Raw genomic sequence first — 19,772 nt, 5'->3', positions numbered from 1 at the left:
CCCCGCACTCCCCCGCAGAAGCGAAGCTTGCTCGCGAAGAGGCCGTAACAATCGACAGCGATGTTGAATGTGACGGCCTCTTCGCGAGCAAGCTTCGCTCCTACAATTGGTTTGCGGTGTTTGTTAGTTCTGCGCTGGTTTTTTGAAGACGTAGAACAGGTTCGGCTCGCTCACCAGGTACATCGTGCCATCGTCATCCATGGCGATGCCTTCCGCTTGCGGCACGGTCTTCTGCAACCCCTGTCGCCCCTTGCTCAGCGACATGGTGCTCAGCGGCCGCCCGTCCACATCCAGTTCCAGAATCAGCCGCGACTCGTCGGACAGCGCCAGCAAATGGCCGCTGCGCTCGTCGTATTGCAGGCTCGACAGGTCTCGCACGAACATCCCGGCATCGCGCTTGGGGTTGTTGACCACGTGCACCGCGTAGGATTTCTCCGGGTTGTAATGCGGGAAGCCCTGCACTTCGTAGATCAGCATCGGGTCGCGCTCTTTGGCGACGAACAGGCGCTTGCCCACCGAATCGTAAGCCAGGCCTTCGAAACCCTTGTTGCCGCTCATGTGCACGCCGAGGGTCATCTGCTCGGCGTCCGCCGCGTCGAGGAACGTCGTGTCCTTATCCAGATGAATCTTGATCAGCCGCTGCTGGCGTTCATCGGTGATCACGTATGTGTCGGCGCTGATGAACTCCACCGCCTCCGGATCACCGAAGCCGACCAGCGAAATGCGTCGGACGATCCGCCCGTCCAGCGACAGCTCGATCAGCTCGGCGTTTTTGTTGGTGACGGTAAACAGGCTTTTGCGCACCGGATCGAAGGTCAGCGCCGACACGTCGTCGTTCAGCCCGTCAATGACCCGGGCTTCGATCTCCACCCGGTATTGATCCAGGCCGATGGACTCGCTGCTTAAAGGTTGCCAGAGGGTGTGCAGGTTGAACCAGGCGCGCTCGAACAGACGCATGTATTGGCCAACCGCAATCAGCGCGACCAGTGCAATGACTGTCAGGATCAAAATAAGGGGTTTGGGACGGGCAAGTCGGCGCATTCAGGCGGGCTCGGAAACAGAAACAGGCGGATGAAATATCACGCCTGTATGAATTCAAGCTTAATGGCCAGTTGCCTTTGACCACAACGCCTGGATTCTGAGCGCCTATTTCTGCTTTTCGAAACGGTAGAACAGGTTCGGCTCACTCACCATGTACAGCGTGCCCGCCTCGTCCATGGTCACGCCTTCGGCGCGCGGAATGGTCTTCTTCAAGCCGTTGAAGCCGCCCAGCAAGGTCATGAAGCTGACCTGCTCGCCCTTCTCGTCCAGCTCCAGCAACAAGTGGGAATCGGCGGACAGCACCAGGGTGTGGCCTGTGCGCGGGTCGATGGCCAGTCCCGAGAGGTTGCGGATGTCCAGTTCGTCATTGGCGAGTTTCTGCTTGTCGCCCTTGAGGGTCTGGCTGCCGTCGCTTTTCCAGCTGAACAGCGCAGGCGGACGCTCCTCACCCAGGAGGATTTGCTGATTGCGCGGGTCATAGACGATGGCTTCGAAGGCCTTGTTCTGGTCTTTCGAAGGACCGAGGTCGTATTTAGGGAAGTTGGCGATGTTCAGTTCACGAGTGTCGGCATCGACCTTGACGATGGAGAGCATATGCTCACGCTCATCGACGATGGCCAGCAGACCATTGCCCATCATGGTCAGGCCTTCAGGGTTGCTCCAGCCCACCAGCGGCATCTTGCGCAGGACATCGCCTTGCAGGGTCAGCTCAACGAGGAACGGGTTTTTGCCCATGACCGAAAACAGGGTTTTGGTGTGCGGGTTGTAGGCCAGGTCCGACGCTTCGTCCTTCTCCATGCCCGGCAGCAGCTTGGCGTCGATCACTGCGCGGTAATCCGGTAGCCAGATACTTTCCTGACGCTCGGCCGGGCTTTCAAAACGCTCATGCAGCCAGAGCACACCGCGATCGTCCCAATGCATCGCAAAGGCGAGGCCATAAACGGCGACGGCCACCAGCAAAAGCCAGGAATACCAACGCATGACAAAGCGCGAGCGGCGGGCAGTTTTGACAGTGGGCAGCGGTCGGGTGGCCATTCAGGATGCGTTCCAGAAATTCAGGCTACGGGTAATAGCACAATTGGGACCGGCTCAGACGCCGGAATCCGCGGAATTATCCAGACAAGATGTGAAAAAAACGGGAAATGGCGGGATTGCCCTTCTGCGGGCCACCACAAACCGATGTCGGAGCGAGCCTGCTCGCGATGAGGGCGTGTCAGTCAACAGAGATGTCGAATGACAGGCCGGTATCGCGAGCAGGCTCACGCCTACAGGGTTTTGCGGTGTTTGGGTTAACGGACGCTGCTGGTGAAACTGCTCGCGCCGGACAGTTCGATCACCAGTTCATCACCGACATTCAGCGGGCCAACGCCCACTGGCGTGCCGGTCAGGATCACGTCCCCGGCCTGCAGCGAGAAGCAACCGGCCATGTGCTGGATCATCGGCACGATCGGGTTGAGCATGGCGCTGCTGTTGCCATCCTGGCGCACTTCGCCATTGATGGTCAGGCGGATGCCGATGTCAGTCAGGTCGGCAAAGGTGCTGCCGGACACGAACGGCGCAATCACCGCCGCGCCGTCGAAGGACTTGGCGATTTCCCACGGCAGGCCCTTGGATTTCAGCTCGGCCTGCTTGTCGCGCAACGTCAGGTCCAGGGCCGGGGCGAAACCGGAAATCGCATCCAGCACTTCTTCACGGCTTGGCTTGGTCGACAACGGCTTGCCGATCAACACCGCGATTTCCGCTTCGTAATGCACCGAACCGCGCTCGGTCGGAATGCTGAAACCGCCTTCCAGCGGCACCACGCAACTGCCTGGCTTGATGAACAGCAGCGGCTCGGTAGGCACCGGATTGTCCAGTTCCTTGGCGTGTTCGGCGTAGTTACGGCCGATGCACACCACTTTCCCCAGCGGGAAGTGAATACGCGTACCGTCGACATACTGGTGCTGATAGCTCATTACCGACTCCTGTTCCGTTGATTCAAACAGCGAAGATTTTGCCCGGGTTCATGATGCCGTTCGGGTCGAACACCGCCTTGACGGCTTTCATGTACTCGATCTCGACCGGCGAGCGGCTGTAGGTCAAGTAATCACGCTTGGTCATGCCCACGCCGTGTTCGGCGGAAATCGAGCCGTTGTACTTCTCGACCGTTTCGAACACCCACTTGTTGACGGTGGCACACTTGGCGAAGAACTCGTCCTTGCTCAGGTTTTCCGGCTTGAGGATGTTCAAGTGCAGGTTGCCGTCGCCGATGTGGCCGAACCAGACGATTTCGAAATCCGGGTAGTGTTCGCCGACAATCGCGTCGATTTCCTTCAGGAATGCCGGGACTTTCGACACGGTGACCGAAATGTCGTTCTTGTATGGCGTCCAGTGGGAAATGGTTTCGGAAATGTATTCGCGTAGTTTCCACAGGTTCTGCAGCTGGGTTTCGCTCTGGCTCATGACGCCGTCCAGCACCCAGCCCTGCTCGACGCAGTGCTCAAAGGTTTCCAGGGCGTGGTTGGCCACTTCTTCGGTGGTCGCTTCGAATTCCAGCAGCGCGTAGAACGGGCAATCGGTTTCAAACGCCGCCGGCACGTCGCCGCGGGCCATGACCTTGGCCAGGGCCTTGTCGGAGAAGAACTCGAAGGCGGTCAGGTCGAGTTTGCTCTGGAACGCGTGCAGCACCGGCATGATCGAGTCGAAATCGGCGGTGCCGAGGACCATCGCGGTGAGGTTTTTCGGCGCGCGGTCCAGGCGCATGGTCGCTTCGACGACAAAACCGAGGGTGCCTTCGGCGCCGATGAACAGCTGACGCAGGTCGTAGCCGGTGGCGTTCTTGATCAGGTCGCGGTTCAGTTCCAGCAGATCGCCCTTGCCGGTGACGACTTTCATGCCGGCTACCCAGTTGCGGGTCATGCCGTAGCGAATCACCTTGATTCCGCCGGCATTGGTGCCGATATTGCCGCCAATCTGGCTCGAACCCGCCGACGCAAAATCCACCGGGTAATACAGGCCTTTTTCTTCAGCCACGTTCTGCAGATGCTCGGTGACCACGCCTGGCTGGCACACCGCCGTGCGGTCGGTCAGGTTCACGTCGAGAATCTGGTTCATGTAGTCGAACGACACGACCACTTCACCATTGGCCGCCACCGCAGCGGCGGAAAGACCGGTACGACCGCCGGACGGCACCAGCGCCACCTTGTGCGTGTTGGCCCAACGGACAATGGCCTGGACCTGCTCGATGGTCTTGGGGAACACGATGGCGGTCGGGGCCGGGGCGAAATGCTTGGTCCAATCCTTGCCATAAGTATTCAGGGAGTCGGCGTCGGTCAACACCTTGCCAGGCTCAACCAGGGTCTTCAGCTCATCAATCAGGGCAGGATTGGTCATCGACAGAACTCTCGAACAATTCATGGTCATCCTGAGAACGCTTCACGTCGCAGGAATGAGTGTTTAGCGGGGTGCGTATGCTAGCATACCGACCCCGCAGGGTAGTGCCCAACGGCTATTCTGCGGTGACGGCTTTCCTGCCGTCCGGGTCAGCGTTATGTGCCCTGTTTTATACGTACGATCCTCTTTTGACGAGTGGCTGTTGTCGTCAGGCAAGGCGCCGCGACGAGTCATAGCCCGCTATGGCGAGGAGCGGCAACGCAGCATGACGGCAACAGACGCCGTCAAAAAGGAACAGTACGTATAAGACAGGGCACCCTGACTATTTCCTGCCATTTTTCTCCGGGATACAGGTTTACGCAGATGAGCAAGACTTCTCTCGATAAGAGCAAGATCAAGTTCCTTCTTCTCGAAGGCGTCCACCAATCGGCTGTCGACGTCCTCAAGTCGGCGGGCTACACCAGCATCGAGTACCTCACTGGTTCTCTGCCGGAAGCCCAGCTGAAGGAAAAGATCGCTGATGCGCACTTCATCGGCATTCGCTCTCGCACTCAACTGACCGAAGAGATCTTCGATCACGCGAAGAAGCTCGTGGCTGTGGGGTGTTTCTGCATCGGCACCAACCAGGTCGACCTGAACGCGGCGCGCGAACGCGGCATCGCGGTGTTCAACGCCCCGTACTCCAACACTCGCTCCGTTGCCGAGCTGGTGCTGGCCGAAGCGATCCTGTTGCTGCGCGGCATTCCTGAGAAAAACGCGTCCTGCCACCGTGGCGGCTGGATCAAGAGCGCGGCCAACTCCTTCGAGATCCGCGGCAAGAAGCTGGGCATCGTCGGTTACGGCTCGATCGGCACGCAATTGTCGGTCCTGGCGGAAGGCCTGGGCATGCAGGTGTACTTCTACGACACCGTGACCAAGCTGCCATTGGGCAATGCAACCCAGGTCGGTAACCTGACCGAGCTGCTGGGCATGTCCGACATCGTTACCCTGCACGTTCCGGAAACCGCGGCGACCCAGTGGATGATCGGCGAGAAGGAAATCCGCGCCATCAAGAAGGGCGGCATTCTGATCAACGCCGCACGCGGCACCGTGGTCGAACTGGACGCCCTGGCGGACGCGATCAAGGACAAGCACCTGATCGGCGCGGCCATCGACGTGTTCCCGGTGGAGCCACGCTCCAACGACGAAGAGTTCGAAAGCCCGCTGCGTGGCCTGGACAACGTGATCCTGACCCCGCACATCGGTGGTTCCACCGCCGAGGCGCAGGCCAACATCGGTCTGGAAGTGGCAGAAAAACTGGTCAAGTACAGCGACAACGGCACCTCGGTGTCGTCCGTGAACTTCCCGGAAGTGGCCCTGCCGGCTCACCCTGGCAAGCACCGCCTGCTGCACATCCACCAGAACATTCCGGGTGTGATGAGCGAGATCAACAAGGTCTTCGCCGAAAACGGCATCAACATCTCCGGTCAGTTCCTGCAGACCAACGAGAAAGTCGGCTACGTGGTCATCGACGTAGACGCCGATTACTCGGAAATCGCCCAGGAGAAACTGCAGCACATCAACGGCACTATTCGTTGCCGCGTGTTGTTCTGATAGCGACTTGAGTGACAAAAAAGGAGCCCTTCGGGGCTCCTTTTTCATGCGCGCTACTGTGTCATTTGACGTTGACGGTGATCTTCTTCGACACGATGGGCGGATCGAACGGCATGTGTCCGCTGTCGCCCAGCTCAAGCTGCAAGGTGTGTTTGCCCGGGGCCAGTTTGATTTCGGCCTGGGTCTGCGCCTTGCCGAAGTGCATGTGGTTGGCATCCAGCGGAATCGGTGCGCCGGCGGCCGGCAGTTTGTCGACATCGATCAGCAAGTGGTGGTGACCGGTGTTCTTGGTGACATCCCCGGCCGGTGCCAGGGCGATGTCCTTGACGCCGAATTTGACGGTGAAGGTTTCCGGGACAGTGGCGCCGTCTGCGGGAGATACGATAAACACTTCTGCACCCTTGGGCGCCGGAGTCGCAGCCGTTGCCAGCATCGAAGCACTCAGCAGCAGCCCAGCGAATGCTGCTCGTGACATAAACGTTTTCATTCTCTTCTCCAGTTTTTCCGTAAAATCCGCGTGGCCGAGACAACTTCACGGCCATTTGTTGTCGAAGGACCTCGACAACCATAGCAAAGCGAGCCTGAATCAGAGCATCGCGATAAATGTATTCAAAGGAGTGACCATGCGCTTTTTGCCTGGCCTGATCTGCCTGCTACCCCTTTTGAGCCCTTTGGCCCATGCCGAACTGATTGACGATGTAAACGATCGGGGCGAACTGCGTATTGCCCTTGAGGCTAATACACCCCCCTTCAATTTCAAGGACGAGGGCAAACTCACCGGCTTCGAAGTGGAATTGGGCCAACAGCTGGCCAACGAACTGGACGTGCGGGCCGACTTCGTCGTGACCGATTCCAGCGACCTGTTGTCCGGCGTTGAAACCGGCAAGTACGACATCGCCATCAACCACATAGCAATGACCCCGGATCTCAAGGATCGTTTCGACTTCACCGAGCCTTACATTCAAACCAATGCGCAATTGATCGCGCAGAAAGAAGAGCCGCGTTCGATCCTGTTGGTGCAGTCGCTGACGGAAGAAAAGCCGAAAACCGCCCCGGCTGTGGATTTGGCGATTCCGTTTCAGAAGGGTAACCCGGCGTTTCACGCCAGCCTGGAAGCTGCGTTGAAGCGGATCAAGGCGGATGGTCGACTGGGGGCGCTGGAGCAGAAGTGGTTTGGGGCGGATGCGAGTGTGGCGCCCAAACCCTGATCCCGGACTGACGACCAACCCTGTAGGAGTGAGCCTGCAGGGTGTGAAGGTGGTTAGTCTTGCGCGGTCAATGCAGCGGACGCTTCGGCCAGCTCCAACTCACTGAAGACTTGCACACCATGGCGCTTGAGCAACGCCGCCGTCACCCCCTCGCCGCTGACCTTCACACCGCTGAAGCTCCCGTCATACGTCAGCAAGTTCCCGCACGACGGGCTGTTGGCCTTGAGCACGGCGATGCGGATGCCGTGCTTTCGCACCAACTCCAGCGCCTGATAAGCCCCCGAGAGAAACTCGGCGCTGACGTCCTCACCCTCGGTAGTGATGACGGAGGCGTGGCCATCCAGCACTTCACCGCCCTGCCCGCCCGGAATTTCCGCTGCGGCCCTGGGTGTTGGCAAACCACCGGCAACCTCCGGGCACAACGGCACCACGCGACCTTCATCGAGCCACTGTTGAAGCTGATCGAACGGCCCGCTCGCCCCGCCGTCGTAACGCACGCGATGGCCCAGCAGGCAGCGGCTTACCAGAATCTTCTGCATGATCAGAACGGCTCATTACCGCGGCGCCGGAACCAGCCCGTCAATGACAGGCGATCCCGGGTCGCGGGCAGGACTTCGTGAGGCACCTCGCCTGACAGAAACACCACCAGGCATCCGCCAGTGGGCACAACGTCGTGTTCGACGCCGTCCTCCAGGTACATGCGCAACTGGCCTCCGTGCTCGGGCAGCCAGCCGTCATTGAGGTAGATCACCGCCGAAACCATGCGCCGGTCGTCATCCCGAAAACGATCGACATGCTTGAGGTAAAACGCACCGGGCGGGTACAGAGCGAAATGGCTTTCGAAATCTTCCAGGCCCAGGTACAACCCGCGATTCATCGCCTCGCGCAGGCTGTCCATCAAGCTCAGGTAACTGTCGCACGCCAACGCCTGGCCGGGCTCGATCCACTGGATGTGGTCGCCGCGGATCCCCTCGCGAATCTCCGACGTCGGCCCTCGCCCCACGGCCGCCGGGGCCAGTTCGCCCTCAGCTGCACGTTTACGGCACTCAGCCGCCAGTTCCCGGGTCAGACCCAGAGGCAGGAAAATATTCTGCTGCGACCAGCCGCGCTCGGCCAGGTCGTCGACGATACGTAACAGCAGCGGGTGATCAGAGGATATTTGCATGGCGCGCATAGTATTCCTGTGCCTGCAAATCCGACAGAGCCGCGCGGCGGAGGATTTGTCGGATTACTGATACGAATTCTCGACAAGTACGAAAGCCGCACGGAGAATAGTCGCCTGCTGACAGGAGTCCCTATGCGCCGTTTGTTTTTTTCATTGCTGATGCTCTGTGTGTTGCCCGCTTGGGCAGACGGCCACGACCAGTTGTACAAGGTCGCCGGTTGGCCAGATCAGCGCGCGCATTTTAACGACGCCCTCTCTGCCGCTCAGCAGCGCTACCAGAACAGCCTGCCACCGGCGGTGTTTCAAGCCTTGGTGAACAACAGCAATCAACGTTTCGCCTCCCAGGCCGTGGACCAGCGCGCCGAAGCTCAATTGCGCAAAAGCCTCGCCGATCCGCAACCGGCGCTGACCTTCTTTCAATCGCCCCTGGGCAAGAAAATCGTCGCCGCCGAATTGCTGGCGACCCGTCGCGATCAACTGGCGAAAAACGCCAAGGGTTTGCCGAAGATTCAGGCCAGTGACAGCCGTCTGCTGATCATCGGCCACCTGGCCCAGGCCCTGCCCGCTCGCGAGGCTGGTGCGGAAGTCAGCCTGGCGATCGCCGGTGTCGCGGCTGACAGCCTGAGTTCGATGATCCCGGGGTTGCTCGGTGGCGGTCAGGCGCAAGGGGTGTTGAATGGACAGCGCCAGCGTTTGATGGAACAGATTGGTGCTGATCTGAACAACACGCTGTTGTATGTGTATCGCGATCTGTCGGATGAAGAACTGGAAGAGTTCGCCACGTTTGCCGAGTCCACCGAGGGCAAGGCGTATTACCAGGCAGCGCTGGCAGCCATTCGGGCGGGGTTGGCGGTGGGGCAGGATCCGGCGAATCTCAGTCAGTAATCTTTAGCGCCTGATACACCGACTTGCCCGCGATGAGGCCCTCACTTGCGCTAAAGATTCCGACCCTTGATCCGCTTGGTCAAAAACCCGAAATACTCCCGCCGCAACCCAACCGTCTCATTCGCCAGATGATGCCGCGCCTCCGGCAGCATCAATACCTGCGGCCGATCAAACTTGGCCTTCAACACCTCAAGGTTATGCTCCCAATCCACCGTCATGTCCGACTGCCCCTGCACAATCAGCGGTCGCCGTGGACTGTTCGGTGCCGCCTCGATTCGCTTGATCCACCGCGCCAACGCACCGACCCACGCCGTTGGCAGTCGCAGCGCTTGCAACGGATCGGCTTGCAGGAACGACAGGAACTCAGGGTCGTTGGAGTTCTCGCTGAAGCGCCGGGCAATGCCGTTCACGAAAGGCTTGAGCAGGTAATAACTGAGCTGCGACCAGCCCCAGGCGCGCGGCCGAACCAGCGGTGACAGCAGAATCACCTGACCCTGGGCCGGACTGTCTGCACCGTGGTTAAGTACATGATCGATCACGATCGCCCCGCCAGTACTTTGCCCGCACAGGTGCCATGGCTGTGGGAGGTCGAGCGACTGCGCCTCGGCAAGCAACCCTTCCAGGGTGTGCTGATACTCGGCGAAATCCTTGATGCTCGCCCGCTCGCCACTGGACAGGCCATGCCCCGGCAAGTCGCAGGCAATCACTGCGAAGCCCTGATCCAGCGCCCACTCGATCACATGCCGGTAGAGCCCGGTGTGGTCGTAGAAGCCATGGAACATAAACAGCGTCGCCTTCGCCTGGTCAGGCCACCAGACCTGGCTGACCACTTCATAGCCATCGACCTCGAAACGCCCCAATCCGCGGCGCAGCATTCGCCCCGGAAAATCCAGCCCGTAAAACCGCTGATAGGCCAGCGCTTCCACCGAAAGCGGCTGCCATTCGGCCAATGGCCGCAGGCTGGCGCGCAAATGATCGGGGTCGAAAGTGGCAGACATGAGCTATTTCCAGAGCGTTAAACAGACTTTATGGGCCTGCGATATTCATCTGTCGCGGCAAGCATGGCAAGCTAGCCGACCTTCGAGGATTGAAACCCATGCGCCCGGCCTACCGCACCACACTGCTTGCCAGCCTGCTCGCCCTCGTGTGTGCCGGCGTCTTGTGGGCGGCCTATGACTGGTTTCAGGGGCGCTACCTGCGCGCATTCAGTTCGCACACCGCGTTATTTTCCGGTGATCCGCTGCGCCTGCCCGCCGACCTCGCCGGCCCCGGTGCCATACGCCTGGTGCACTTCTGGGACCCTGCCTGCCCGTGCAATGTCGGCAACCAGCAACACCTGACTGAACTGGTCGATCAATACGTACCGCAGGGCGTGGAGTTTTACGCGGTCCAAAAACCCGGCAGCCACGGTCAGTTGCCCAGCACCTTGAGCCGCCTGAAAACCATCACCGTTCTCCCGGGTTCCGAACAGATCCCCGCCAGCCCGGCGGTGGCGATCTGGGACCGCAGCGGCAAACTGGCCTACTTCGGCCCGTACAGCGAAGGCCTGACCTGCAATTCGAACAACAGCTTTATCGAGCCCATCCTGCAAGCACTCAGCGAAGGTCGTGCGGTGGGTGCCACCCATACGCTGGCGGTCGGTTGCTACTGCCCTTGGCCGGAGGAAGCGAAGTAAGGCAATCCTGACTTTTCCAGGACCGCGATGCCCGGCACAGAAGGTCTGTGCTACATGTTTGCAGCCCGCACGGGCGGCAATCCCGAAGAACAAGGAGTCACCATGAAACGCGTCCTGACCGTACTTGTATTGCTGATCGTCACGCTCGTCATCGGGGTCGGCGGGTACGTGTACATCAAGCAGCCGACGCGCCAGGGCCAGGTGGAGTTGCAGCATCTTCAGGGCTCGGTGACCGTGCGTTACGACGAGCGCGGCGTGCCGCATATCCGCGCCGAAAACGAAACCGACCTCTACCGCACCCTCGGCTACGTGCAGGCTCAGGATCGGTTGTTCCAGATGGAAGCCATGCGCCGCCTCGCCCGGGGTGAGCTGGCCGAAATCCTCGGACCGAAACTGATCGACACCGACAAACTGTTCCGCAGCTTGCGTATCCGGGAGCGCGCCGAGAGTTATGTGGCCGCACTGGATCGTCAGTCACCGGCATGGAAGGCGCTGGAAGCCTATCTGGATGGCATCAACCAGTATCAGGACACTCACGCGGCGCCCATGGAGTTCGACGTGCTGGGCATCCACAAGCGCCCGTTCACCGCCGAAGACAGCATCAGCGTCGCCGGTTACATGGCGTACAGTTTTGCCGCCGCGTTTCGCACCGAACCTTTACTGACGTTTGTGCGCGACCAACTGGGCGTCGAGTACCTGAGTGTTTTCGAACTCGACTGGCAGCCCAAAGGCGTATTGGCCAAGACGCGCTCAACACCCGGCCCCGCCCTCGCTGCCGGTGACTGGAAAGACCTGAACGCCCTCGCCCGCCTGAGCGAACAGGCCTTGGCCGACAACGGCCTGCCACAGTTCGAAGGCAGCAACGCCTGGGTGATTGCCGGCAACCGCAGCAAAAGCGGCAAGCCGCTGCTGGCCGGTGACCCGCACATTCGCTTCTCGGTGCCGTCGGTATGGTACGAGGCGCAATTGTCGGCGCCGGGCTTCGAGCTCTACGGTCATCATCAGGCGCTGGTGCCGTTTGCCTTTCTCGGCCACAACCTGGACTTCGGCTGGAGCCTGACGATGTTCCAGAACGACGACCTCGACCTGATCGCCGAGAAGATCAATCCGGACAACCCGAACCAGGTCTGGTATCGCGGCAAATGGGTCGACATGGTCAACACCGAGCAACAGATCGCGGTGAAAGGCCAGGCGCCGGTCACCCTGAAGCTGCGCCAGTCGCCCCACGGCCCGATCATCAACGATGCACTCGGCACTGCCGCCGGCAAGACACCGGTGTCCATGTGGTGGGCGTTCCTTGAAACGCCGAACCCGATCCTCGAAGGTTTCTACCAGCTCAACCGCGCCGACACCCTGGCCAAGGCCCGCGCCGCAGCGGCCAAGGTTCAGGCTCCGGGATTGAACATCGTCTACGCCAACGCCAAGGGCGACATCGGTTGGTGGGCCTCGGCGCTGCTGCCCAAGCGTGCGGCCGGGGTGAAGCCCGGTTTCATCCTCGACGGCAGCACCAATCAGGCGGACAAGGACGGTTTCTACCCGTTCAGCGCCAACCCGCAGGAAGAGAATCCGGCGCGCGGCTACATCGTCTCGGCCAACTTTCAGCCCGTTTCGCCGACTGGCATGGAGATTCCCGGTTACTACAACCTCGCCGATCGCGGCCAGCAACTCAATCATCAGCTCAGCGACAAGAGCGTGAAATGGGACAACGAGGCCAACCAGAAGCTGCAACTGGGCACCACCACCGCCTACGGCCCGCGTCTGTTGGCGCCGCTGTTGCCGGTACTGCGTGAAGGGGTGAGCGATCCCGCCGAACTGAAACTGGTCGAGCAACTGGCGCAATGGAAAGGCGATTACCCGCTGGATTCCACCAGCGCTACGCTGTTCAACCAGTTCCTGTTCAACCTGGCCGACGCGACGATGCACGATGAGCTGGGGAATGATTTTTTCGAGACCCTGCTCTCGACTCGCGTGATCGACGCTGCGCTACCCCGCCTGGCCGCGACGGCCGATTCGCCGTGGTGGGACAACCGCAACACCCTCGGCAAGGAAACCCGCGCCGATACAGTGAAAGTGGCCTGGCAAGCGAGCATCGCCCACCTAAAGACCACCCTTGGCCCTGACGTCGCGCACTGGCAGTGGGGCAAGGCGCACACCCTGACCCACGATCACCCCTTGGGCGTGCAGAAGCCGCTGGACCGAATCTTCAACGTCGGCCCGTTCGCGGCGCCCGGCACCCATGAAGTGCCGAACAACCTCTCGGCCAAGATCGGCCCGGCGCCGTGGCCGGTGACGTATGGCCCATCGACGCGGCGCCTGGTGGACTTTGCCGACCCGGCCCACAGCCTGACCATCAACCCGGTCGGCCAGAGCGGCGTGCCGTTCGACAGCCATTACGAAGACCAGGCCGAAGCGTATGTCGAAGGGATTTACTACGAGGCGCACTTCAATAACGAAGAAGTCACGGCCAATACGCGCAGTACGTTGAAGCTGTTGCCGGCGCGAAGTGCTCAATAGTTTTGTATTGCCAGCAGGCTGGCTCCCACAGTGATCCTGTACACGCAGATCCATTGTGGGAGCCAGCCTGCTGGCGATGAGGCCCGCAAGAACAACGCCTGTTCATGGCTCAAACCATCGCCGCAAAATTCAACCTGAACTGCTGCGGCGTCACCCCCAGCCGGCGACTGAACACCGTGCGCATGTGCTGGGCATCGCGAAACCCGCATTGATACGCCACCGTTTTGAGCGGTGAATGGGTGCTTTCAAGCAGCACCCGCGCCGCGTCCACCCTCGCCCGCTCGACGAATTCCGCCGGAGTGATTTTCGCCTCCTTGGCGAACACCCGGGAAAAGTTGCGGGCACTCATGTTGGCCGCGTTCGCCAGATCGGCAATGGTCAGGTCGCCGGTCAGGTTGGCCAGGACGTAGAGTTGCACCAGTGCCACCGCCGACGTCGGTTCGGCGTGGGGTGTGAGGAACGGGCTGAACTGTGATTGCCCGCCCGAGCGTTGGGTGAACACCACCAGCCGCTTGGCCACGCTCAACGCCACTTCCGGCCCATGGTCCCGGGCCAACAGGTACAACGACAAATCAATCCCCGCCGTGACGCCGGCCGAGGTGAAGAGCTCACCGTCCTGAACGTAGAGGCGATCGGCATCGACCTGAGTCGATGGGCACGCTGTCGCCAACGCCGCGGCATCATCCCAATGGGTGGTGACGGTCCGTCCTTCGAGCAATCCGGCCCGGGCCAGCATGAACGCGCCGTTGCAGATCGAACCAAATCGTTGCGCCCGCGCACAGGCATCGCGCAACCAGCCATCGAAGGCCGCGCCAAAATCCAGGAACGGCAATTGCGGCCCGCCGGCCACCAGCAGCAAGTCATAAGCCTCCAGCGCTTCGCTGAAATGCCGATGGGCATTGAGCGACAAACCGTTGGAGCACGCCATCATCCCGTGCTCGACGCCGATAACCTCTAGCCGGTAATGGTCATGCGGTTCGAGGAAGCGATTGGCTTCGCAAAACACATCCATGGGACCGGTGACGTCCAACGACTGGACGCCAGCGAACACTACGATGGCAACGGTTTTACTCATGGTTGGATTGCCTCTACGGGTCACACTTACCTGTGGCGAGGGAGCTTACTCCCGCTGGAGTGCGCAGCACTCCCATTCCTGTCACTACTGTTTGCCTGGTGTAATTGAGTTGCAGGTTTTGGAGCCGCTTCGCAGCCCAGCGGGAGCAAGCTCCCTCGCCACAAAAGCGTATTCGCCGGTACCAAACTTAGCCAACCCGGGCGCAACAAGCGAGGTTGGCGCGATTTGCATGCTCATTGGCCGGGATCGCAGCCATGGATCGATTGTCCGGTTTTGGAGGCCGGAACAGACTTGTTCCATCAGCGCCGCCACGGCGTTCCCCACGAGGAAAGCACCATGAGCAGCATCATTGCCGGTATCAAAATCCCCGACAGCGCGTTGGCCAAGGCCACCACCGAATACATTCGCGACGCCGAGTCCGATTTGCTTTACCACCATTCGCGCCGGGTGTTTCTGTTCGGCGCCTTGAGCGGTGAGCGCAAGCAGTTGGCCTACGATCCAGAGATGCTCTACGTCGGCGCCATGTTCCATGACCTGGGCCTGGTGGACGGTCATCGCACGGACAACGAGCGCTTCGAAGTCGATAGCGCCAACGCCGCCAAAGCGTTCCTCAAGCCGTATGGGTTGTCGGATGGCGATATCGAGCAGGTGTGGCTTTCGATTGCCCTGCACACCACGCCGGGCGTACCGCAACACTTGCGGCCTAACGTGGCATTGGTCACGGCCGGTGTGGAAATGGATGTGCTGGGTATCGATTACGCCGCGTTTCCCACCGTGCAGCGTGAGGAAGTGGTGCATGCGCACCCACGGGGCGAGGGGTTCAAGGAATGCATCCTGTGCGCGTTCGCCAATGGCGTCAAACACAAGCCGGACACTACGTTCGGCACGGTGAACGCAGATGTGCTGGTGGACAGCGAGCCGGGGTTCAAGCCGATGAACTTCGTCGAGATCATCCGCAAGTCTCCCTGGATGTCCTAAAACAACTGTGGGAGCGAGCCTGCTCGCGATGAGGTCGTGTCAGTCGACATCTCTATCCACTGACACGACCTCATCGCGAGCAGGCTCGCTCCCACACTGGATCGGGGTTGGCCACATAATCGTGGCCAACCTTCAAGCCGCTTCCGGCGCCTGCTGGGCGCGACGCACGTCCGGTTGTTTCCAGGAGTCGGCCGCGCTTTCTTCGATCGCCTGCTGGATCGCACGCTTGCGCGCTTCTTCGGCACGGCGGCTGAAGAACCAGACCAGGAAGGTCATCAGCGAAACCGCCAGCAGAATCAGGCTGGCCACGGCGTTGATCTCGGGTTTAACCCCAAGGCGCACCGCCGAGAACACTTCCATCGGCAGGGTCGTGGAGCCCGGGCCCGACACGAAGCTCGCCAACACCAGGTCATCCAGGGACAGGGCGAACGACATCATGCCGCCGGCACCCAGGGATGGCGCGATCATCGGGATGGTGATCAAGAAGAACACCTTCCATGGCCGCGCACCGAGGTCCATGGCCGCCTCTTCGATGGACAGGTCCAGCTCACGCAAGCGCGCCGACACCACCACCGCCACATACGCCGCACAGAACGTGGTGTGAGCGATCCAGATGGTGACAATGCCGCGTTCCTGTGGCCAACCGATCATCTGCGCCATGGCCACGAACAGCAGCAACAGCGACAGACCGGTGATCACTTCGGGCATCACCAGCGGCGCGGTGACCAGGCCACCGAACAGCGTGCGACCCTTGAAGTGGGTGATACGGGTCAGCACAAATGCCGCCAACGTACCCAGTGCCACCGCCGCCACCGCCGTGTAGCAGGCGATTTCCAGCGAGCGCACCACCGAGCCCATCAATTGAGTGTTGTCCATCAAACCGACGTACCACTTGATCGACCAGCCGCCCCACACCGTCACCAGTTTCGAGGCGTTGAACGAGTAGATCACCAGGATCAGCATCGGCGCGTAGATGAACAGCAAGCCCGCGATCAGCATGAAACTCGAGAAACGGAAGCGCTTCATTCTTTACCCTCCATTTCCTTGGCCTGACTGCGGTTGAACAGAATAATCGGCACAATCAGGATCGCCAGCATCACAACCGCCAGGGCGGACGCCACCGGCCAGTCGCGGTTGTTGAAGAATTCTTGCCAGAGCACTTTACCGATCATCAGGGTTTCCGGACCGCCCAGCAGTTCCGGGATCACGAACTCGCCCACCACCGGAATGAACACCAGCATGCAGCCGGCGACGATGCCGTTCTTCGACAGCGGAATAGTGATCTTCCAGAAGCTGTTGAACGTGCTCGAACCCAGGTCCGACGCGGCTTCCAGCAGACTGTTGTCGTGCTTCACCAGGTTGGCGTAAAGCGGCAGGATCATGAACGGCAGATACGAATAGACGACGCCGATGTACACGGCGAGGTTGGTGTTGAGGATCTGCAGCGGTTCGTCGATCCAGCCCATGGTCATCAGGAAACCGTTGAGCAGGCCGTTGTTGCTGAGGATGCCCATCCACGCATACACGCGGATCAGGATCGCCGTCCAGGTCGGCATCATGATCAGCAGCACCAGCACCGTTTGCAGCTCTTTACGGGCACTGGCGATGGCATAGGCCATCGGGTAGCCAATCAGCAGGCAGAGGACGGTGCTGATCAGCGCCATCTTCAGCGAGCCGAGGTAGGCGGCGATGTACAACTCGTCGCCGGCCAGCATCGCGTAGTTGCTCAGGTTAAGCAGCAACTGCACCTTCTGGTCGATGTAGCTGTAGATTTCGGTGTACGGAGGAATGGCTACGTCGGCTTCAGCGAAGCTGATCTTCAGGACGATGAAGAACGGCAGCATGAAGAACAGGAACAGCCAAATGAACGGTACCCCGATGACCAGCTGGCGGCCACCGGGAATTATTCGATTGAGGCGGCGTTTGAATTTGCGCATGTTCATGAGCGAAGTACCACGCCGCTGTCGTCTTCCCAGTACACGTAGACCTGGTCACCCCAGGTTGGGCGCTGGCCACGGCGCTCGGCGTTGGCGACGAACGACTGGACGATCTTGCCGCTCGGCAGCTCGACGTAGAACACCGAGTGACCGCCGAGGTAGGCGATGTCGTGCACCTTGCCGCTGGACCAGTTGTATTCGCAGGTCGGCATGGTCGGGGTCACCAGCAGTTTTTCCGGACGGATCGCGTAGGTCACGGATTTGTCCTGCACCGAGGTGCTGATGCCGTGGCCCACGTAGATCTTCCGGTCGAGGTCCTTGCAGGTGATGATCGCATGACCCTCGGCGTCATCGATCACTTCGCCGTCGAAGATGTTGACGTTGCCGATGAACTCGCAGACCAGGCGGCTGGTCGGGGTTTCGTAGATGTCGATCGGGCTGCCGATCTGAGCGATCCAGCCCAGGTGCATGATCGCAATGCGCTCGGCCATGGTCATGGCCTCTTCCTGATCGTGGGTCACCATGACGCAGGTCACGCCGACGCGCTCGATGATCTCGACCAGTTCCAGCTGCATTTGCGAACGTAGCTTCTTGTCCAGCGCACCCATCGGCTCGTCGAGCAGCAACAGCTTCGGCCGCTTGGCCAACGAGCGCGCCAGGGCCACACGCTGACGCTGGCCACCGGACAACTGATGCGGCTTGCGTTTGGCGTACTGGGTCATCTGAACCAGCTTGAGCATGTCTGCGACACGGGCATCGACTTCAGAGGCGGGCAGCTTGTCCTGCTTGAGGCCGAAGGCGATGTTCTGCGCCACGGTCATGTGCGGGAACAACGCGTAGGACTGGAACATCATGTTGATCGGCCGCTCGTATGGCGGCATGTCAGTGATGTCTACGCCATCGAGGTAAATGCGCCCCTCCGTGGGCCGTTCGAAGCCTGCGAGCATGCGCAGCAACGTGGATTTGCCCGATCCAGAACCGCCGAGCAAGGCGAAAATCTCGCCTTTCTTGATTTCCAGGGACACATCGTCCACGGCAATCGTCTCGTCGAACTTCTTCGTGACCCGGTCGATTTTGACCAGCACCTGTTTAGGTGTCTGGTCGCCCTCGAGGGCTTTCTTATAGGCGCCGGAGGCAACTGCCATTTACGAAACTCCCAGAAAAAAAGAGTGCAGTTCGCTCAAGGTGAGCCAACCTTGGATAGTTTGAGCCTTGTCGCTATTTACCCGACTTGACCTTGGTCCAGCTGCGGGTCATCAAACGTTGAATGTTTGGTGGTAACTCGACGGACACATAGGTCTTGTCGAGAACGGCTTGCGGTGGATAGACCGACTCGTCGGTGCGGATGGACTGTTCCATCAACTTGTCCGAGCCAGGGTTGGGGTTCGCATAGCCAACAGAATCACTGACCTGTGCGATCACCTCGGGTTTCAACAAATAGTTGATGAAGGCGTGGGCCTCTTTGACGTTGCTCGAATCCTTCGGAATCGCAAGCATGTCGAACCACAGCGCACCGCCCTCCTTGGGAATGGTATAGGCCACATTCACGCCTTTGCCGGCCTCGGATGCCCGGGCCTTGGCCTGGAACATGTCACCGGAGAAACCGATGGCGATGCAGATGTCGCCGTTGGCGAGGTCCGCGATGTATTTGGAGGAGTGGAAGTACGTCACGTAAGGGCGCACCGCCAGCAACTTGGCTTCGGCCTTTTTGTAGTCTTCGGGGTTGGTGCTGTTAGCGTTGAGGCCCATGTAGTTGAGGACGGTGGGCATCATTTCATCAGCGGAATCGAGGAACGCGACGCCGCAAGCGTGCAGCTTCTTGATGTTCTGCGGTTCGAATACCGCGCTCCAGGAGTCGATCTTGTCGACGCCCAGTACCGCCTTGATCTTGTCGACGTTGTAACCGATGCCGTTGGTGCCCCACAGGTAAGGCACGGCGTACAAGTTGCCCGGATCGTTTTGCTCAAGACGCTTGAGCAGTACCGGATCGAGGTTGGCATAGTTAGGCAGCTTCGACTTGTCGAGCTTCTGGAAGGCGCCCGCCTTGATCTGTTTGCCCAGGAAGTGGTTGGACGGTACGACCACGTCGTAACCGGTGCGCCCGGCCAGCAACTTGCCTTCCAGGGTTTCGTTGGAATCGAAGACGTCATAAACCGGTTTGATGCCGGTCTCTTTCTGGAAGTCGGCCAGCGTCGTCGGGCCGATGTAGTCCGACCAGTTATAAATATGCACAGTGCCGGCGGCCTGGACACTGACAGCGAGTGTCAGCCCGGCGCCGACCAGCATGGCATTGCGCAACAAAGAAAAAATAGGCAAGTGGAGGTCCTCT

The 19,772-nt window shown here is 60.1% G+C and carries 19 protein-coding genes; 6 read left to right on the top strand and 13 right to left on the bottom strand.

Features of this window, described 5'->3' with window-relative positions; translation table 11 throughout:
* Positions 1–123: 123 nt before the first annotated feature.
* The 4 genes from AB4N91_RS28485 to AB4N91_RS28470 form a co-directional block, all read right to left on the bottom strand.
* Positions 124–1,041, bottom strand: a complete 918-nt coding sequence (locus AB4N91_RS28485) for an SdiA-regulated domain-containing protein (protein ID WP_010466724.1) — start codon at positions 1,039–1,041, stop codon at positions 124–126.
* A 105-nt stretch (positions 1,042–1,146) separates the two neighbouring features.
* A complete protein-coding gene (locus AB4N91_RS28480; RefSeq protein WP_154502110.1) occupies positions 1,147–2,076 on the bottom strand; it encodes an SdiA-regulated domain-containing protein in 930 nt (309 codons plus the stop codon).
* Positions 2,077–2,330: 254 nt separating this feature from the next.
* Entirely contained in the window at positions 2,331–2,996 is a 666-nt protein-coding gene (locus AB4N91_RS28475) for a fumarylacetoacetate hydrolase family protein (protein WP_010466720.1), read from the bottom strand.
* Between the two features lie 22 nt (positions 2,997–3,018).
* Positions 3,019–4,413: an FAD-binding oxidoreductase gene (locus tag AB4N91_RS28470; RefSeq protein WP_154913141.1), complete on the bottom strand. Its 1,395-nt coding sequence runs from the start codon at positions 4,411–4,413 to the stop codon at positions 3,019–3,021.
* A 363-nt stretch (positions 4,414–4,776) separates the two neighbouring features.
* Here AB4N91_RS28470 and serA point away from each other — a divergent pair, with 363 nt between their 5' ends.
* Positions 4,777–6,006 (top strand): phosphoglycerate dehydrogenase, encoded by a 1,230-nt coding sequence (gene serA / locus AB4N91_RS28465; RefSeq protein ID WP_010466716.1) that lies wholly within the window; start codon positions 4,777–4,779, stop codon positions 6,004–6,006.
* Between the two features lie 61 nt (positions 6,007–6,067).
* Here the strand turns inward: serA and AB4N91_RS28460 are convergent, their stop codons facing one another.
* The gene (locus AB4N91_RS28460; RefSeq protein WP_010466714.1) at positions 6,068–6,493 is read right to left on the bottom strand and encodes a DUF4399 domain-containing protein; all 426 of its coding nucleotides are present in this window, start codon (positions 6,491–6,493) and stop codon (positions 6,068–6,070) included.
* A 136-nt stretch (positions 6,494–6,629) separates the two neighbouring features.
* Here AB4N91_RS28460 and AB4N91_RS28455 point away from each other — a divergent pair, with 136 nt between their 5' ends.
* A complete protein-coding gene (locus tag AB4N91_RS28455; RefSeq protein ID WP_221107717.1) occupies positions 6,630–7,214 on the top strand; it encodes a transporter substrate-binding domain-containing protein in 585 nt (194 codons plus the stop codon).
* A gap of 53 nt (positions 7,215–7,267) precedes the next feature.
* Here AB4N91_RS28455 and AB4N91_RS28450 read toward each other — a convergent pair whose 3' ends face one another.
* Entirely contained in the window at positions 7,268–7,753 is a 486-nt protein-coding gene (locus AB4N91_RS28450; RefSeq protein WP_102594808.1) for a 2-thiouracil desulfurase family protein, read from the bottom strand.
* Between the two features lie 2 nt (positions 7,754–7,755).
* Positions 7,756–8,388: a 2OG-Fe(II) oxygenase gene (locus AB4N91_RS28445; RefSeq protein WP_042932493.1), complete on the bottom strand. Its 633-nt coding sequence runs from the start codon at positions 8,386–8,388 to the stop codon at positions 7,756–7,758.
* A gap of 123 nt (positions 8,389–8,511) precedes the next feature.
* Between AB4N91_RS28445 and AB4N91_RS28440 the strand changes: the two genes are divergently transcribed.
* On the top strand, positions 8,512–9,264 hold the full coding sequence (locus AB4N91_RS28440) for a DUF2059 domain-containing protein (RefSeq protein WP_010466707.1): 753 nt from the start codon (positions 8,512–8,514) through the stop codon (positions 9,262–9,264).
* Between the two features lie 50 nt (positions 9,265–9,314).
* Here the strand turns inward: AB4N91_RS28440 and bipL are convergent, their stop codons facing one another.
* Complete coding sequence (gene bipL / locus AB4N91_RS28435; RefSeq protein WP_169857162.1) at positions 9,315–10,262, bottom strand: phospholipase BipL; 948 nt, start codon at positions 10,260–10,262, stop codon at positions 9,315–9,317.
* A 98-nt stretch (positions 10,263–10,360) separates the two neighbouring features.
* On the opposite strand from bipL, the gene AB4N91_RS28430 reads away from it, so the two are divergent.
* On the top strand, positions 10,361–10,939 hold the full coding sequence (locus AB4N91_RS28430; protein WP_083375517.1) for a DUF6436 domain-containing protein: 579 nt from the start codon (positions 10,361–10,363) through the stop codon (positions 10,937–10,939).
* A 102-nt stretch (positions 10,940–11,041) separates the two neighbouring features.
* Positions 11,042–13,453, top strand: coding sequence for a penicillin acylase family protein (locus AB4N91_RS28425; protein ID WP_460111966.1), 2,412 nt, complete (start codon positions 11,042–11,044; stop codon positions 13,451–13,453).
* A gap of 109 nt (positions 13,454–13,562) precedes the next feature.
* Here the strand turns inward: AB4N91_RS28425 and AB4N91_RS28420 are convergent, their stop codons facing one another.
* Entirely contained in the window at positions 13,563–14,528 is a 966-nt protein-coding gene (locus AB4N91_RS28420) for a GlxA family transcriptional regulator (protein ID WP_010466698.1), read from the bottom strand.
* A gap of 336 nt (positions 14,529–14,864) precedes the next feature.
* Between AB4N91_RS28420 and AB4N91_RS28415 the strand changes: the two genes are divergently transcribed.
* Positions 14,865–15,506 (top strand): HD domain-containing protein, encoded by a 642-nt coding sequence (locus AB4N91_RS28415; protein WP_102594805.1) that lies wholly within the window; start codon positions 14,865–14,867, stop codon positions 15,504–15,506.
* Between the two features lie 132 nt (positions 15,507–15,638).
* On the opposite strand, the gene AB4N91_RS28410 is transcribed toward AB4N91_RS28415, so the two are convergent.
* The 4 genes from AB4N91_RS28410 to AB4N91_RS28395 form a co-directional block, all read right to left on the bottom strand.
* Positions 15,639–16,532, bottom strand: coding sequence for an ABC transporter permease subunit (locus AB4N91_RS28410; RefSeq protein WP_010466694.1), 894 nt, complete (start codon positions 16,530–16,532; stop codon positions 15,639–15,641).
* Positions 16,529–17,410 carry an ABC transporter permease subunit gene (locus AB4N91_RS28405; protein WP_169857238.1) on the bottom strand — a complete coding sequence of 294 codons (882 nt, stop codon included), beginning with the start codon at positions 17,408–17,410 and terminating at the stop codon, positions 16,529–16,531. The genes AB4N91_RS28410 and AB4N91_RS28405 overlap by 4 nt, the downstream gene beginning before the upstream one ends.
* Positions 17,411–17,445: 35 nt before the next feature.
* Positions 17,446–18,588, bottom strand: coding sequence for an ABC transporter ATP-binding protein (locus tag AB4N91_RS28400; protein ID WP_010466690.1), 1,143 nt, complete (start codon positions 18,586–18,588; stop codon positions 17,446–17,448).
* Between the two features lie 73 nt (positions 18,589–18,661).
* Positions 18,662–19,759: a polyamine ABC transporter substrate-binding protein gene (locus AB4N91_RS28395; protein ID WP_077747186.1), complete on the bottom strand. Its 1,098-nt coding sequence runs from the start codon at positions 19,757–19,759 to the stop codon at positions 18,662–18,664.
* Positions 19,760–19,772: the final 13 nt, after the last annotated feature.

The organism is Pseudomonas sp. H3_D04, assembly GCF_054669175.1.
This window is presented reverse-complemented; position numbering and strand designations above follow the sequence as displayed.

Excerpts from the sequence above, each read along its gene's own strand:
- AB4N91_RS28485 (WP_010466724.1), bottom strand. The coding sequence starts at position 1,041 with ATGCGCCGACTTGCCCGTCCCAAACCCCTTATTTTGATCCTGACAGTC.
- AB4N91_RS28480 (WP_154502110.1), bottom strand. The coding sequence starts at position 2,076 with ATGGCCACCCGACCGCTGCCCACTGTCAAAACTGCCCGCCGCTCGCGC.
- AB4N91_RS28475 (WP_010466720.1), bottom strand. The coding sequence starts at position 2,996 with ATGAGCTATCAGCACCAGTATGTCGACGGTACGCGTATTCACTTCCCG.
- AB4N91_RS28470 (WP_154913141.1), bottom strand. The coding sequence starts at position 4,413 with ATGACCAATCCTGCCCTGATTGATGAGCTGAAGACCCTGGTTGAGCCT.
- serA (WP_010466716.1), top strand. The coding sequence starts at position 4,777 with ATGAGCAAGACTTCTCTCGATAAGAGCAAGATCAAGTTCCTTCTTCTC.
- AB4N91_RS28460 (WP_010466714.1), bottom strand. The coding sequence starts at position 6,493 with ATGAAAACGTTTATGTCACGAGCAGCATTCGCTGGGCTGCTGCTGAGT.
- AB4N91_RS28455 (WP_221107717.1), top strand. The coding sequence starts at position 6,630 with ATGCGCTTTTTGCCTGGCCTGATCTGCCTGCTACCCCTTTTGAGCCCT.
- AB4N91_RS28450 (WP_102594808.1), bottom strand. The coding sequence starts at position 7,753 with ATGCAGAAGATTCTGGTAAGCCGCTGCCTGCTGGGCCATCGCGTGCGT.
- AB4N91_RS28445 (WP_042932493.1), bottom strand. The coding sequence starts at position 8,388 with ATGCGCGCCATGCAAATATCCTCTGATCACCCGCTGCTGTTACGTATC.
- AB4N91_RS28440 (WP_010466707.1), top strand. The coding sequence starts at position 8,512 with ATGCGCCGTTTGTTTTTTTCATTGCTGATGCTCTGTGTGTTGCCCGCT.
- bipL (WP_169857162.1), bottom strand. The coding sequence starts at position 10,262 with ATGTCTGCCACTTTCGACCCCGATCATTTGCGCGCCAGCCTGCGGCCA.
- AB4N91_RS28430 (WP_083375517.1), top strand. The coding sequence starts at position 10,361 with ATGCGCCCGGCCTACCGCACCACACTGCTTGCCAGCCTGCTCGCCCTC.
- AB4N91_RS28425 (WP_460111966.1), top strand. The coding sequence starts at position 11,042 with ATGAAACGCGTCCTGACCGTACTTGTATTGCTGATCGTCACGCTCGTC.
- AB4N91_RS28420 (WP_010466698.1), bottom strand. The coding sequence starts at position 14,528 with ATGAGTAAAACCGTTGCCATCGTAGTGTTCGCTGGCGTCCAGTCGTTG.
- AB4N91_RS28415 (WP_102594805.1), top strand. The coding sequence starts at position 14,865 with ATGAGCAGCATCATTGCCGGTATCAAAATCCCCGACAGCGCGTTGGCC.
- AB4N91_RS28410 (WP_010466694.1), bottom strand. The coding sequence starts at position 16,532 with ATGAAGCGCTTCCGTTTCTCGAGTTTCATGCTGATCGCGGGCTTGCTG.
- AB4N91_RS28400 (WP_010466690.1), bottom strand. The coding sequence starts at position 18,588 with ATGGCAGTTGCCTCCGGCGCCTATAAGAAAGCCCTCGAGGGCGACCAG.